The following is a 14,241-nucleotide window of genomic DNA, read 5'->3' as shown; positions in this document are numbered from 1 at the left end:
TGAAGATGTTGGACCAACCGGAAAAAAGATCCGGGTGTTTCCCTAAAGATCTTTCCAAAATAAGGTATTTGGATGGAAATATTTCCACGAATGCCAGTACTCCTGATACGACTGCACCTTGCTTAACCGGTTACCTTTGAGCGCCCCTGATGTTGAAAGGCCATCCCAATTCCATAATGAAGCGGTTTCCAGATCAGTTAACTGCCCGGATTTATCCAGATTAAAATGTAATACTTTTCCGTTTACTGATGTAGTAAAGCTATGATACGTAAGGCTATCTTTCTCTAAAGTAAGCAATAGGTTGGTTTGGTTAAAACTATCGTTTAAAAAACGTTTTTTTAATAATTTACGCCAATCGTAAGCTTTTGCCTGCCCATTTATAACCAAGCCTAAAACCCAGCTTTTACGCATAAGCGAGTCCTTATTTTTTAGCGTGCTATCTTTATCCACAGCTTGTACTCTGTCGTAGTTTTTAAGGTCATTATAATCACTTAAGTAATGATCATCGGGCTGTAATATAAGCGAGCCGGGGTGCTTATCTATCCATGCGGCCAGGGTTGATTGCTCATAAGGGATCTCTTGCAACTGGCTGCCTTTTAATTGCCCCACTGCCGCCTTACCGTTGGCCTGGTACCACCACGTTTTTGTTGCTTCATCTTCAATAATGGCATTATAATGCCTTGCGCCTACCAATCTGAAGTTTTGCCTAATGCCATTAATTATAGGGTTGTACGCCCTGCCGCTTCGGCACATGGTGCAATATGTAACCAATACAGCCTGGTTGCCTACATTATCCTGTATTTTATGATGATAACCCAAATAATTTAATGGGTAAGCTTTGGCCACCCCGTTGTTAACTATCCCGATGATAACCGTACTCTCAGGCACACTGTTATGAATAAAATTAGCGAATTTAATAGTTTGCGGTTCCTCAAACATCCGCTCTGCCTGAAATTTAAAATCGGTAAAATAAAAGCTACCCAAACCGAGCACCAAAATGGATGTTTTAATGATTTTACCACGGCGAGAATCATTAGTAAAACCGGCAATAACATACCATACAATTAAAAATCCACCAAAAACACGCAGGGGTGTTACTATCTTTTCAAGATAATAGGAAACGGTAATAGCATTTAAGTTTTGGCTTCCCGGGAAAGGCATGAGTAAATAAGCATGAACCAAACCGGGTAATAATAAGAATGCAAATCCCCACCAAAAAAGGTAAGGTTTAGCAAGGCTTTTACTCACGGTATTTTTCACATACATATTTTGCACCTCAGGCACAGATTCATTATGCATTGAGATCATAATAAAGGTTACAATAATTAAAACTTACAGCAAATTGGCACCACTGTAAATTAAATGGGAAATAATAAAGCAGTAATCTACACCTGTCACCGGCATATTTACTGCTTTAATTTTTACTTATTCTGATGCGGGCGAACTCCAGCCCTCGCCCCATGCAAGGCCACCCGGTTTAACTTTATTTGTTAAAAGCTTATCGTACTTAGCTTTTTGAACAGGGGTTAATTCTGCTTTAATTTTTTTTATGGTTTCGGCCCGTAAGGGTTTTATTGCGACCATCATTTTTGCGTTATCGCCATGCTCATCTTTCTTTATTTTTTCAAATTTTTGTGATGATTCATTGTAGATAGCCGATATTTTATCTGTTTGTTTATCGGTAAGCTTTAATTGCTTTTGCAGCTCTTTAGCTTTTTCTGAAGAAGCTGTCTGCGCGCTTACAGCTGTTGCAAAGCCTATGATAAGGCCACATAACATTATTAATTTTTTCATGCTTTAGTTATTTGGTTATTAGATATTTAAATATACTTATTTTATTTAAGTTTTGCAGCCATTGGCATACAAAGCGGGTCTTGCTTATCAATAAAAGTTAGCTTAGCCAGTTTGTTAATTTTATATTTGTTATCGCCCTCCGTTATTTGCAGAAACTGATTTGGCAATACATTTTTAAAACGCTGTATAACATTGCTTCCGGCCCATTTTATTTCAATTTCGTCAATAACGGTTGCTTTTCCGATACCTATTTCCTGCTTTAATGGCGATGCGCCAAAGCTCCCACCCGAATTTACATCTTTATAAACAGATCTTTGCACGCCGTTGTCAGTGAATGTTAGTTTTATATGGCTGCCAATTGCCGCTTTATTTGCCTTTACACCTTCAAGCTTAAGGCTTATCCAGTTGTTATTATTATTGTTGGGATTTAAATATAACGAACTGGTGTATGAGTCGCCGATGTAGGCACCGCCCATTTCAGCAAAAATATCCTGCTTGCCTACGTTCCTCAAGTCGGCAAAAGCAATACCATGCCCTTTTTGCAGGTTACCCATACGGGATGCTGTGGTAATATCTTCAAACTTCTTACCACCAATGTTTCTGAAAAACTTATTAGGCACTAATGATCTGAAATCGGGGTTGCCTGTTCCAAAATACATATCCAGGTAGCCATCGTTATCAATATCACCAAAGTTGGCACCCATACTGTACACCACTTTATCAAGCCCAGCCTCTTTGGTTACATTAGTAAACTTTCCGTTATGGTCATTTCTGTATAAAAATACATTGCCTGCATCAGGTATAGGTTTCCCTAAGGCTTCTGCTGCTGCATAGTATGACAGCGCATGCTCAAACTTATAATCGCATACAATGATATCCTGCCAGCCATCATTATTATAGTCGTAAAACCAGGTAGTAAAAGTACGCTCTGTATTTCCGGCTATACCGGCCCGTTCTGTTACATCTTCAAAATCAACACTACTGCCTTTTTTACCCTTATTTTTAAGCAGGTGCTTTTTTCCATCCATGGTTGAAATAAATACATCCATCCATCCGTCGTTATTATAATCGGCAGAGGTAACACCTTTTACAAATGCGCTTATATCAGCGTGTGCTGCCTTTGCAACATTGGTAAATGTACCATCGTGGTTATTGATATACAACATGCAATCAGACGGCCTGCTGTTAATATCATAGTTATGGCTTTCAGTACCTATAAAAACATCAAGCCATCCATCATTGTTAAAATCGGCCCATGTAGCTGCCTGTGTAGGGTGAAAAAACATCAGGCCGCTTTCGTTAGTAACATCTGTAAAGGTTCCGTCGCCATTGTTGCGCAGCAATGAGCTCGGCTGGTCACCAAAGCCTTTATCAAGCCATGCACCACGCAACACAAATATGTCTATATTCCCATCATTGTTGTAATCAGTTTGCTGAATGTTTAGCCCGCCTGTAATACCTGTTAAATTAGCCCGTTCGGTAACATCGCTAAATGTGCCGTTTCGGTTATTCTCAAAATAATGCATAGGGTCGCTCAGGTCCCATGCAGAAGTTACTATATCCAGGTACCCATCATTGTTAAAGTCATCAACAATTACACCACCGGCCCTGCCGTTGGTGTTAAGCCCCAAACTTTTGGCTATATCTTTAAATGGTTTTACATCAGTCACATTTGTTTCATTAAGCCCGGGAATCAGTAAATCTGCCGGTACATTTTGCGGGTATTGCCCTAATGTCATGTAAGCAATATTAATCAGCCACCGCGACTCCAGATCATTCGGATTTATTTTCAGTAAGGTTTTGTATGTTTCAATAGCCTTGGTTGAGCCGGTTTTGATAATATGCACTCCATCATCTTTAATAGGGAAAATACATGACGAACCAGTGTGGTTTAACATACAGTTGCTGCGTTCGCCTAAGCGCATGTAAGCTATACCGGCATTATCCAATACTTCGTCTGTGGTCATAAAATCCATTTGGTTCATGACCTTTTCGTATTGCTTTACGGCTTCCTGTTCTTTACCGGCCTCTAATAACAACGCACCTTTTGTTGAGAGCAGCTCCCTATCCTCTGCAGCGGGGGTTGCTTTAATAAACGAGTCCAGATATGCTATTTTAGGTTCCGCGTTAAACGGATTTTCGATATTGGTATTTTTCCGATTGATCCCCTGTAGTATAGCGATCATTTGGTTATGAGAATTTGATCGTTTTTTTACAATCAGCGTAAATCCCAGCGCCGCAAATACTGCAAGCGCAAGGATAATGATTTTTAGTTTCATGGTCATATTTTTTCAGGTAAGCAGATGATTTTTTATTTATATATACTTGATTGATACCATTCTGTACGATGCGGTGTAGATGCCTATCTATTTCGTGTTTTTTACTGGCGCGCTGTTATCGTATGCCGCTTGCAGAGCAGTTTTCCTGACGCATCGTAGTAATATTTGATATACCTGCTTGTAGGATATTCTAACAAACCGGCAATAAATGGCAAATGATCTTCAAGTGCTATAAAGTATAAACAATCAATAAAAAAATAATAAAATAGGGAGGCATACGGCGATTTGCTGCTTATAATAAGCAGTAAATGCATGTAGGTTAGGGCGGCGGCTTATAGCTGCACCCGTTATTCGTTCCCGTGAATTAAATGATTGGATTATGCCCGGGCGTCTGGTGGCTGTGCCGGTGCAGAAAAATAGGTATTGAATGCTTTTGGTGCTACATAAATAAGCTGCATGCGTATTGATATTGCAGGCACCGCAAGATCAAATAACACCATGGTGTAATTATAGTCATTATCCAACCCTGTTTTTTTAACAAGTGGCAGATGGTTTTTTTTGGCAAGCGGTGTATCGCTTATTTCTTTAGCAGTGATAACATTATTATTTACCAGTTTGGTTTTTGTGTAATTGGGTATACACTTCACATACATGGTATCTCTTGTCATTTTAAGGGCTACGTAGTTGTAGCAGCTGCCTTTTAGCTGGATCTGGCCTGAGATATTTTCGTATTGGCGTTGTTCCTGAACGTAAGGCATCCGCACCGGGATCTTTATTTCTACCAATTCATCGGGCCTGTAATAACCTTTGCTTATTTGCTCGTTGGCAAATCGGTCTGATGCTTTTATAAAATATTGAAACAATAACATATACCCGCCCATGTTAAACACAAGCATGGCAAGCATGAATATTGCAAAAATCTTTTTCAACTATTACGGTTGTATACTTTGGTTATATAAACCTAAGTAATAATAGTTTAACTTCCAAAATGAAACTGTTATTAAGGCCCTTTTATCATATAAGGATGTTAAACGGGCCATTTTCATAGCCTGGGTTGTAAAACAATAAAACAAAAAACTCAACTCTCGTTAATTTGGTTGCAGCTAATACCAAAAAGCCTCTTAGTATTTAACTTAAGAGGCTTTGTGTTTATTTAGATGGTTAAACTTAATAGGAGTGCGGAAAATATTCATTCTCAACGGTTCCATCTTCGTATAAGCGCAGCATGGCATAGCCCGGCGGTGTTTCAAAATAATAACCGGGGCCGGCCGATTCTTTATCGCCTTTACCCCACCAAAAACCGCTCATGGCACCGTTGCAGCAATATAAAACGCCATTGTATAGGGTATGGTCAGACAAGTGATTATGCCCGCTTAAGCATACCCTTACTTTATCACGGTTTTTGTAAAACAGGTCTTTTAGTTTTTTATGATCAGAATGGCCACCGCCTACCAACACCTGGGTGGTACCCAAAATAGGATAATGCGACATGAGCAGTACAAACTCATTTTGAGGGATTTTTTCCAGCTCGGCCTCCAACCAGTTAAACTGCTCCTCATCCAACGATATATTGCTGTTATTACCATCAAGTACAATAAAATGCCAATTCTTTTTAGCGAAGCTATAATACCTGTGAGGTATCTTTAACCGCTTAACTGCGTATTCCTTGCCGTACATGGCATCCTCTTTTGATGGTGCTTTCCACCACGAGTCATGGTTGCCAATGCAGCTATGCACTTCGTAATTATCAAGCAAGGCTATGCATTCATCCCAGATACCCCATTGCCGGATAACCTGGTCGTACGTTACATTATCATACGATGCGTCGTTGATAGAATCGCCCCCGTTTAAGAAAAAATCGGGCTTATGTTTGGCTATTATATGCTTCAAACAGTTTTTAAACCTCGCCGGTGCGTTGTCGCCCTCCCTGATGTGCACATCGGTAATATGGGCCACATTAAACGCCAACTTTTTATCTTTTTTATTTTCGGAAGCTAAGGCATGCAGCCCACCGGTGGCTATTATACCGGTTGCTACGCCTGCTGCTTTTAATAAAGATCGTCTGTTTAATTTCATCACGTTTTGTTCTGCATTATACAATATTTACCCGGCCGGTACTTTTACCTGCCGGGTAAATAAAGTTACATCAGGGTTTAAGTAACCACATTACACCATTAATGTTATCACCGCCGGGATATTGCCTGTTTATAGCATCTACAAGGTTTTTTTGGTTAAGCCTCGATTCGCTATCCGGGTACATCCAGCGTTTTGGGATCACGCCTCCATTTAAAATACCACCACCAGATACATCAAAAACAGGGTAGCCGGTACGGCGCTGTTCATAAAACGGTTGGTAACCACTGTTCATAAATGAAGCTATATACTTTTGAGTAATAATGTTTTTAATGGGATTTGCTGCACCCTGTAATTTTACACTGGTTTGTGCCTGATACGTATCAATAGTTGGCTGGTCAATACCATAAAACAGCATTGAAGCCTGTATCCCTTTATTATAATAATCACTGGCAGTACCAGATATCCACCCTCTAACTACACCTTCTGCCAAAATAAATTGCACCTCGGCATACCCTAGCGCGATGCTGGGTTCATTAATAGGCTCTTTATAAAAACGAGGGTTAATTCTCGAAACCGTGCCCGCAAGTGCCCGCCCCCTATTAGTTGCAATAGGAGCACTACCATTTGCGCCACCATAGGCATTAAAATCTGTAACCGGCAAGTCTGCAAATTTCGATGCTTTATCTGCAAAGCTAAACAAGCGGGTATCATTTAAAGATTTCAATAAATCAATAAAGGTTTCGTCCATATACTCAGCCGTTTGTATATCATTACTGTTAAAATATGGATACCGGTTAGCATCTAAATTATAAAAGGTTAGCTTAACATTATCAACATTGCCGGTTAAAATAGGATACTGGGTGGGGTTGCTCACAATATCGGCAAAGCGTTTTTTAATATCAAGGGCGGGGGTATTAGGCTCTTTTATAGACAGGCTCATTAAAACCCTTAATGATAATGAATTAATGGCCTTTTTCCATTGCTGCATATTACCGTTAAACACAATATCGCCTTGTATGGGTGTTGTACCCGCCGTTATCAGGTCGTTAGCCGCTTTCAGATCATTCAGTATATTTAAATAAATATCCTGCTGTTTATCATAAACCGGTGTATAATTCCCCTCGTCACCTTTTAAGGCCTCCGAATATGGGACGTCGCCAAATAACTGGGTCAGCCTTAAAAAATACCATGCCCTAAAAAATTTACCAATAGGCACGTATTCCGGTTTGTTTAATGCCGTGGCGGCTTGTTCCATTTTTAATACTTGCAGCAAATTGTCATAATCATTATAACTATTCCTTGACCAACCATAGTATTGAGATAGGGATACGCCATCGGTATTTATCATTTGGCGGCATATAAGCGCATTATTGATATCGGTAGACTGAAACGCGCTTTGCTCAATTGAATTCAAAAGCAAATCGGGCGTGGCCTTAGTGGCTTTATTAGGGTCTGTTTGAAATTCGCTAAATTTTTTACATCCTGCTTGCAGTAAAGCTATTCCTACAAGCAATATTAAGATTACTTTTTTCATATAAATATTTTACTGATTAGAATTTAAAGTTTGCGTTAAAACCAATAGTACGTGTTGATGGAGTTTGAAGGTTATCAACCCCAGGGTCTGGATCTATGTTAGGTATCTTTGAAAACAACAACAGGTTACGCCCAACTGCCGATAGCGTTATACCCTTTATAAATGTTTTATTAAACATTTTGGAAGGCATCTGCCACGTTAACGTTACCTCGCGGAGTTTTAAAAAGGTTTGCGAAAAATAATTGTAGTTATTATAAGCACCGTTACTTGTAGTGGTCATATAATCAATATAGTTTACCGCTTTGGTATTGGGCGCAAATACACGGGTATCTGATGTGATATTACCATTTACATCATAAGTAGCGCTACCAGAAACAACCACAACACCTTTACCTACAAATGTTTCCTGGCCGTTATTGGCATCTATACGGTATTGGTTTAACGTACCCGGATTGGTACCGCCCCACCACATTTTTTGGTTTGTGGTAGAGTATAACATACCACCAATACGGCCATCAACTAAAAACTTTAAAGAAAAGGCGTGATAGGTAAACGTGTTTTCTAAACCGTAGGTCCAGTTAGGGTCGCTGTTACCTATAGCTCTTGGGTAGGGATCATCAACCGGGAAACCATTGCTTCCGTAAATAACATTTCCCTGCGGATCTTTTTGATAAACACCTGTAAATAATTTATCAGCACGGTCGCCTACTTTTAGGTTACCAAAATATTCCTGACCATCATAAGTTTTGGTAAGTATCCTTTTATAGGTGCTAAAGTTAGCGGCAACATCCCATCTAAAGTCTTTATTTCGTACTGGCGAGGCTGATAATACAAATTCAAAACCTCTGCGGCTATATTCTATGGCGTTGAGCTGCTGACTGCTATATCCGCTTGCTATTGATCTTTCCAGGTCTAAAAGATTATTGTAGTCGCGGTTTTTATAATAAGTAGCCTCTAAACCAATACGATTATTAAAAAACTTGCTATCAATACCTATTTCCCAACTTGTTGTGGTTGCCGGAATTAAATTGGGGTTTTTCTGTGTGCTGCTATAGGTTAACGATGGCAAATTATTCCATGTGGTACCGGTATCATACGTTAACAGGTAACGATAAGTATAGGGGTCGTTTGGGTTTAAATTACCTGCCGAAACTTTTGAGAATCCACCACGTGCTTTTAAGTACGTAAACCAGGTTGGTAGTTGTGTTAATGATGATATTACCACCGATGTGTTTATTGAGGGGTAAAAGAAGCTGTTATTCTTTACGGGTAACCTTGATATAATATCATTTCTGCCTGTTGCAGATACATAAATAGCATTTAAAAATTCCAGATCTAATGATCCATATACACTGCTTGTTCTGCGTTGCTCTAAAAAGTAGTTACCTTTAATAGGGTTGGCTGAGTTACCAAGATTATAAAGCCCCGGTACGGTTAGGCCGTCTGTAGCAATTGAGCCATACCTTTGGTTACGATAATAATTTGCGCCCCCAACCAATGCGTGGATCTTAAACTTGTCAGAAAAAGTATGGTTATAATCGCCAATCAGATCTGTCGCTATGTCAAAATAATTATCGGTAGCAGCGGTGTACTGCCCGCGCGATTTATCTCCATAGCCAATGTAGCTTTTAGGCTCACTATAATCGCGAAACAGGCCGTACTGATTAATGCCATTTCTTAGTTTAACATTAAAATCTGAATTGATTTTATAATCAAGGTCAACTGACCCAAAAGTGCTGTTTTTATCATAACTCCGCAGGTATTCATAAGCTTGAAAATAAGGGTTGTTATAATACGATGTATTATAATTACGCTGTTGTACACCTTCTTGTCCGGGTACCCAGTAATTGCGCAAGTCTTTAACACTTACATCGGCCCCGGTCCATAAAACCAGGTTATATAAATAGTTAGTAGGGCCATAACCAGTTTCCGGGAAATTTTTGGTATACTGTTTATTATAACTTAACCGGCTATCAAGGGTAAGCTTGTCGGTTAATTTATAGTTTCCCGAGATGTTAAAAGAGGTATTTTTCAAATCGGTATTTGGTACAATGCCCTGCTGATAGATATGTGAGGCCGATGCCCTGAAACTACCTTTATCCGAGCTTTGCATAATCGTAATGTTATTACTGGAAATAAGCCCGGTTCTGAAAAAGTCTGTTACGTTGTTTTTACCTCTTGAAATAAAAGGCGTAGGTATCCGTTTTCCGGTTACCGGGTCAATCGGGCTATCGAACTGTGGGGTTTCAAAAAAACCACTTTTTGTGGAAGGATCTTTTTTATCCAGTTCCGGGCCCCATATCCAGCCTCCGCCCTCCGTTCCACCGCCAGAACCATCTACATAAGCATATTGACCGTAATTACCGTTGCCGTATTTGGTTTGTACCTTTGGGATACGTATAAAGCTTGGCTGAAACTCGGTTGAGGAATTTAACTCAATACTTAACTCTTTCCCTTTACCGCGTTTGGTAGTGATCATAATGGCGCCGTCTCTACCAATATTACCATATAAGGCAGCAGCGTTGCCGCCTTTCAGCACACTCATACTTTCAATATCATCTGCATTAATTTTCCACAAATCTGCTGTTTGGTCAGGTATACCATCAATTACAATAAGGGGTTTTTTACCACGCAAAGTAATACCCGGGTCCTGAAACAGGTCTGTCGAGTTGCTAATGTTAAGCCCTGCTACCCGGCCGGTTAATGAACTAACTACATTGGGTTCGCGCGCCTTAACCAGGGCCTCTCCTTTTACTTCCTGTACAGCATAACCCAGCTTGGCTTTTTCCTTTTTTACGCCCAATGCGGTTACTACAACCTCAGATAACCCTTTGGCATCTTCTTCCAGGGTTATATTGTATAAGTTGCTTTCAGTAACGGGCAGCTCTTTTGTCTTGAAACCCAAATAGGTTAAAACAAGTATATCTCCATTATCGGCTTTAATAGAGAACCCCCCATCCTGGCCGGTAACGGTACCTGTATTAGTGCCTTTTATTAATATAGAAACTCCTGGTAAGGTTACCTTTTTACTATCGGTAACATAACCTTTTATAATCCGTGGAACGCTTCCAAAAGTATTAGCAGAAACATTTGCTTTTTCACCAAAGGCAAACGTATTTAAAAGCACGGTAAAGCCCATAAGCAGGCCCAGGCACCGTAAAAATGAAGGAAGCAGAAAATGGGTAAAATTCTTTTTTTTCATAAACTAACTGATTTGTTATTTAATGTAAACTGTGTAGAGGGTAACATTCAACCAGCACCTCGTACATGCCGGTTTTTTTAAACACAAACCTGGCCCGTGTTTAAATCATTATGTTTTTTTCGCTATCGTTTTTTATAGTTTAAGGGTTATAATTATTGTCATCTGTTGATGGCCGCGCCTTCGGCGTTCAAAGTCACACAACTCATAATAATAGACCGGACATCCCCCTTTTTAAACTTATAAAGCATATCAAGCACATTTTTTCATAATTAATTAAGATTTAGCAAATCTGCTTTTCGTAATGTTGTGCTGTTTAAATCGAGGCCTAAGTTCCGCTTATCATGTTATGTGAAAGTTAGCATTAAATTAATAAATTAATTGAATGGTCAATCAATCTATTTTATTTTAGAATAACATTACTTTTGTTTAGTTTAACCGTTCACAATAATTAACATGGGTAGAAAAAGCCTTAAAGAGGAAAGACAATTAGAAATTATAAAGACCTTTTACAAGGTTGCTAAAAAGGAAGGGTACGAGAATACCTCTATTGCCAAAATAGCTAAGGTGATGGATATTAACCCAAGCCTGGTTAGCCATTACTTTGAAACCAAGGAGGACTTAACCTATGCATTGATAGATCATATACTGGAGAGGTATCTGCTTATCTATACTATCAAAAACAAGCAAGAGGTTACACTTACAGACCTGCAAAAAACAATTGAAATGCTTTTCTCAAAAAAATGGAACCTTTTATTTGATGACGGGCTGTTCTATACATTTTATGCACTTGCCTTTAGAGAGAAAAAAATTAAAATGAAATATAAAGCTATACTGGATTCCCTTCGCCTTGCCCTTTCATCAATGATAGAGCAATGCAATACAAAACAGTTAATACATGTTGCAGAACCTAAAACTGCTGCCGACCTGATATTTGTGCTGGTGGATGGCGCGTATTTTTACCTTTCGCTTGAAAATGATAAAAAAGCCTACGCGGCAAGGCTGGAGTATTATAAGAACAGGGCCTACCAAATTTTAGGGATGGAACATTCAATCCTTACGGACGAGGCTTTGAGTTAATAAGCGGCGGCCTAAAGCATAAACCCCTATAAACATCCATAACAAGTTGGCTACTGCATTTGGCATATCATCACTATCAACAGCTGTGGCTACCAAACATAGCCCGCCCAAAATATTTAATAACTGAAAAATGCGCGATTCGGCAGTAAGCACTTTCATACTTAGCAGCAGGTACCCTAATGTGCAAAGCGCAACACCCAGCCAGCCAATACCTGATAATATAATTTGCTTCATGCTATTGGATTAAGTTTCTTATCAACACAGCAAGATTAATTAAAAATGGAGATAACCAAAATATTAATGTTAACCTTAACAATTTGCTAATGTCAGGATTCTACTTTTGGCCCCTGATAAGGGTCATGGCAATACCCCGCACCCTGCTTACCACCTCCCTAAAACAAAAAATAATATATATGCGTATCATAAACACTTTAATTTTAGCAACGCTAAGCCTGGCTGCATGCGCGCAGACCAAACCCAAGGTTGTATTGGTTATTGCAGACGGTATACCGGCCGATGTAATAGAGCGCCTGCGCCCACCTGCCATGCAGCAAATTATTAACGAAGGGGCCTACACCCGTGCGCATGTTGGTGGCGCAAAAGGCACCTATACCGAAACACCTACCATATCGGCCCCCGGCTATAACGATATGCTAACCGGCACATGGGGCTATAAACATAATGTTTGGGATAATGATAACCAGCACCCTAACTATAATTACCCCACTATTTTCCGGCTGTTTAAAACAGCAAAGCCGGCCGGCACTACTGCTATATTCTCTACCTGGGTACAAAACCGGAAGATGTTGTTGGGAACGGGCCTGCCGCAAACACAAAACCTGTCTGTAGACTATGTGTATGATGGCTTTGAAAAAGACACCACCCACTTTCCGCATGATAAAGCCGGCCTTTACATGAATCAAATTGATGACCATGTTGTGAATTGTGCTGATTCGGTTATCAGGGAAAAAGCGCCAGACCTGTCATGGATATACCTGGAATACACCGATGATGTTGGCCATAGCAAGGGCACAGGGAAAGAGTTTGATAAAGCTATTGGTCTTTTAGATGAGCGGATGAAAAAAATTGCTGCCGCTATCCATTACAGGGAAGCGAAATTTAAAGAAAAGTGGTTGCTGGTGATCACTACCGACCATGGCCGCGACCCGGTAAGCGGGCACGGGCACGGTGGCCAAAGCGAACGCGAAAGAACCACCTGGATGATATTGAACAAGCCTGTTACCAATGCTTACATGAAGTATGCCCAACCCGGCATAGTAGATATCCTGCCATCAGTTGCCAATTATTTAAACATCAACCTGCCTGCTCCAATAAAAAGGGAACTTGACGGCGTACCTATCACCGGGCCGGTATCATTAAGCAACGCTACGCTGGATACAACCACACAGGGATTCACGGTAAAATGGAAAACATTTGCGCCTGCAGAAAAACTAAAAGTGTATATTACTTATACAAATAATGTAAAGGAGGGTAAACCCGATACCTACAAGCTGATAGGCACGCCAACCTCCGGCGCACAAAAATTTAGTTATACTGCTGCCGGTTTAGTTGGCCAGCCTTTTTATAAAGTTGTAATAGAAGGCAAGCACAATACTGTAAATGTTTGGCATGTTGTTAAACCTGTAAAATAAACAGCCACGGCAAATCGGGTATCTCCAATACCCCATACACAAAAAAGCAAGCCTCTTAGATTTCGCTAAGAGGCTTGCTTTTTACTATCATAAAAAATAGCTGTAGCAGCTCAATTCTGTTCCAGTATAGCTATCCCCTCTTCATTACCCTGTTGCGCGGCCAGGTCAAAAACCGACATCCCACGGTTGTCTACAATAGATTTATCGGCACCATGCGCCAAAAGGATCTTTATAATATCGTTACGGCCAAACATGGCAGCAAACATTAGCGCTGTGCCGCCATTGCCATGCTGCAAATTTGGGTTCGCACAATAGTCAAGCAATAGTTCCGCAATAGCGGGGTAACCTTTAAAACAAACACCCATAAGTGCGGTGTTGCCGCCAAAGTCTGAGGCGTCTACCTCGGCACCTGCCATAAGTAAAAGTTTTGCGGCTTCGGCTTTGTTATTATAGCATGCAATAATGAGCGGGGTAAACCCTTTCTCGTCCTTTGCATTAAGGTTTGCCCCCGAGGCTATCAGGTCTGTAAGCAATTCGATATTTCCTGAACGGGCTGCGTCGTTTAATTTTGTAATAATTGGGTCCATATATTTTGTAAAAATAGCCTGTGCGAACGCACAGGCTATA

11 protein-coding genes are annotated in these 14,241 nt (G+C 40.2%); 2 read left to right on the top strand and 9 right to left on the bottom strand.

Annotated elements, in window-relative coordinates:
• Window positions 1-42 precede the first annotated feature (42 nt).
• The 7 genes from IDJ75_RS01360 to IDJ75_RS01330 form a co-directional block, all read right to left on the bottom strand.
• Window positions 43-1,299 (bottom strand): DUF3179 domain-containing (seleno)protein, encoded by a 1,257-nt coding sequence (locus IDJ75_RS01360; protein ID WP_191173825.1) that lies wholly within the window; start codon window positions 1,297-1,299, stop codon window positions 43-45.
• Between the two features lie 126 nt (window positions 1,300-1,425).
• The gene (locus tag IDJ75_RS01355; protein ID WP_191173824.1) at window positions 1,426-1,794 is read right to left on the bottom strand and encodes a hypothetical protein; all 369 of its coding nucleotides are present in this window, start codon (window positions 1,792-1,794) and stop codon (window positions 1,426-1,428) included.
• A 41-nt stretch (window positions 1,795-1,835) separates the two neighbouring features.
• Window positions 1,836-4,073 carry an FG-GAP-like repeat-containing protein gene (locus tag IDJ75_RS01350; RefSeq protein ID WP_191173823.1) on the bottom strand — a complete coding sequence of 746 codons (2,238 nt, stop codon included), beginning with the start codon at window positions 4,071-4,073 and terminating at the stop codon, window positions 1,836-1,838.
• A 377-nt stretch (window positions 4,074-4,450) separates the two neighbouring features.
• Window positions 4,451-5,002, bottom strand: coding sequence for a hypothetical protein (locus tag IDJ75_RS01345; protein WP_191173822.1), 552 nt, complete (start codon window positions 5,000-5,002; stop codon window positions 4,451-4,453).
• Window positions 5,003-5,240: 238 nt separating this feature from the next.
• Complete coding sequence (locus tag IDJ75_RS01340; RefSeq protein ID WP_191173821.1) at window positions 5,241-6,149, bottom strand: metallophosphoesterase family protein; 909 nt, start codon at window positions 6,147-6,149, stop codon at window positions 5,241-5,243.
• Window positions 6,150-6,219: 70 nt separating this feature from the next.
• Entirely contained in the window at window positions 6,220-7,683 is a 1,464-nt protein-coding gene (locus tag IDJ75_RS01335) for a SusD/RagB family nutrient-binding outer membrane lipoprotein (protein ID WP_191173820.1), read from the bottom strand.
• A gap of 16 nt (window positions 7,684-7,699) precedes the next feature.
• Window positions 7,700-10,885, bottom strand: coding sequence for a SusC/RagA family TonB-linked outer membrane protein (locus IDJ75_RS01330; RefSeq protein WP_191173819.1), 3,186 nt, complete (start codon window positions 10,883-10,885; stop codon window positions 7,700-7,702).
• Window positions 10,886-11,338: 453 nt separating this feature from the next.
• Between IDJ75_RS01330 and IDJ75_RS01325 the strand changes: the two genes are divergently transcribed.
• The gene (locus IDJ75_RS01325; protein ID WP_191173818.1) at window positions 11,339-11,962 is read left to right on the top strand and encodes a TetR family transcriptional regulator; all 624 of its coding nucleotides are present in this window, start codon (window positions 11,339-11,341) and stop codon (window positions 11,960-11,962) included.
• Here IDJ75_RS01325 and IDJ75_RS01320 read toward each other — a convergent pair.
• A complete protein-coding gene (locus tag IDJ75_RS01320; RefSeq protein ID WP_191173817.1) occupies window positions 11,933-12,196 on the bottom strand; it encodes a CBU_0592 family membrane protein in 264 nt (87 codons plus the stop codon). The two genes, IDJ75_RS01325 and IDJ75_RS01320, sit on opposite strands and share 30 nt — an antisense overlap.
• Window positions 12,197-12,321: 125 nt before the next feature.
• Here IDJ75_RS01320 and IDJ75_RS01315 point away from each other — a divergent pair, with 125 nt between their 5' ends.
• Window positions 12,322-13,614: an alkaline phosphatase family protein gene (locus IDJ75_RS01315; protein ID WP_224746445.1), complete on the top strand. Its 1,293-nt coding sequence runs from the start codon at window positions 12,322-12,324 to the stop codon at window positions 13,612-13,614.
• Window positions 13,615-13,724: 110 nt separating this feature from the next.
• Here IDJ75_RS01315 and IDJ75_RS01310 read toward each other — a convergent pair whose 3' ends face one another.
• Window positions 13,725-14,201 carry an ankyrin repeat domain-containing protein gene (locus IDJ75_RS01310; RefSeq protein ID WP_191173816.1) on the bottom strand — a complete coding sequence of 159 codons (477 nt, stop codon included), beginning with the start codon at window positions 14,199-14,201 and terminating at the stop codon, window positions 13,725-13,727.
• Window positions 14,202-14,241: the final 40 nt, after the last annotated feature.

The organism is Mucilaginibacter rigui (genome assembly GCF_014773275.1).
GTDB classification, from domain to species: Bacteria; Bacteroidota; Bacteroidia; order Sphingobacteriales; family Sphingobacteriaceae; genus Mucilaginibacter; species Mucilaginibacter rigui_A.
Note: the sequence above shows the minus strand (reverse complement) of the source record. Positions and strands in the feature narration are given on the sequence as shown.

What these genes read in the sequence shown, in the direction of transcription:
- IDJ75_RS01360 (WP_191173825.1), bottom strand. Translation starts at nt 1,299, where the DNA reads ATGCATAATGAATCTGTGCCTGAGGTGCAAAATATGTATGTGAAAAAT.
- IDJ75_RS01355 (WP_191173824.1), bottom strand. Translation starts at nt 1,794, where the DNA reads ATGAAAAAATTAATAATGTTATGTGGCCTTATCATAGGCTTTGCAACA.
- IDJ75_RS01350 (WP_191173823.1), bottom strand. Translation starts at nt 4,073, where the DNA reads ATGAAACTAAAAATCATTATCCTTGCGCTTGCAGTATTTGCGGCGCTG.
- IDJ75_RS01340 (WP_191173821.1), bottom strand. Translation starts at nt 6,149, where the DNA reads ATGAAATTAAACAGACGATCTTTATTAAAAGCAGCAGGCGTAGCAACC.
- IDJ75_RS01335 (WP_191173820.1), bottom strand. Translation starts at nt 7,683, where the DNA reads ATGAAAAAAGTAATCTTAATATTGCTTGTAGGAATAGCTTTACTGCAA.
- IDJ75_RS01330 (WP_191173819.1), bottom strand. Translation starts at nt 10,885, where the DNA reads ATGAAAAAAAAGAATTTTACCCATTTTCTGCTTCCTTCATTTTTACGG.
- IDJ75_RS01325 (WP_191173818.1), top strand. Translation starts at nt 11,339, where the DNA reads ATGGGTAGAAAAAGCCTTAAAGAGGAAAGACAATTAGAAATTATAAAG.
- IDJ75_RS01320 (WP_191173817.1), bottom strand. Translation starts at nt 12,196, where the DNA reads ATGAAGCAAATTATATTATCAGGTATTGGCTGGCTGGGTGTTGCGCTT.
- IDJ75_RS01315 (WP_224746445.1), top strand. Translation starts at nt 12,322, where the DNA reads ATGGCAATACCCCGCACCCTGCTTACCACCTCCCTAAAACAAAAAATA.
- IDJ75_RS01310 (WP_191173816.1), bottom strand. Translation starts at nt 14,201, where the DNA reads ATGGACCCAATTATTACAAAATTAAACGACGCAGCCCGTTCAGGAAAT.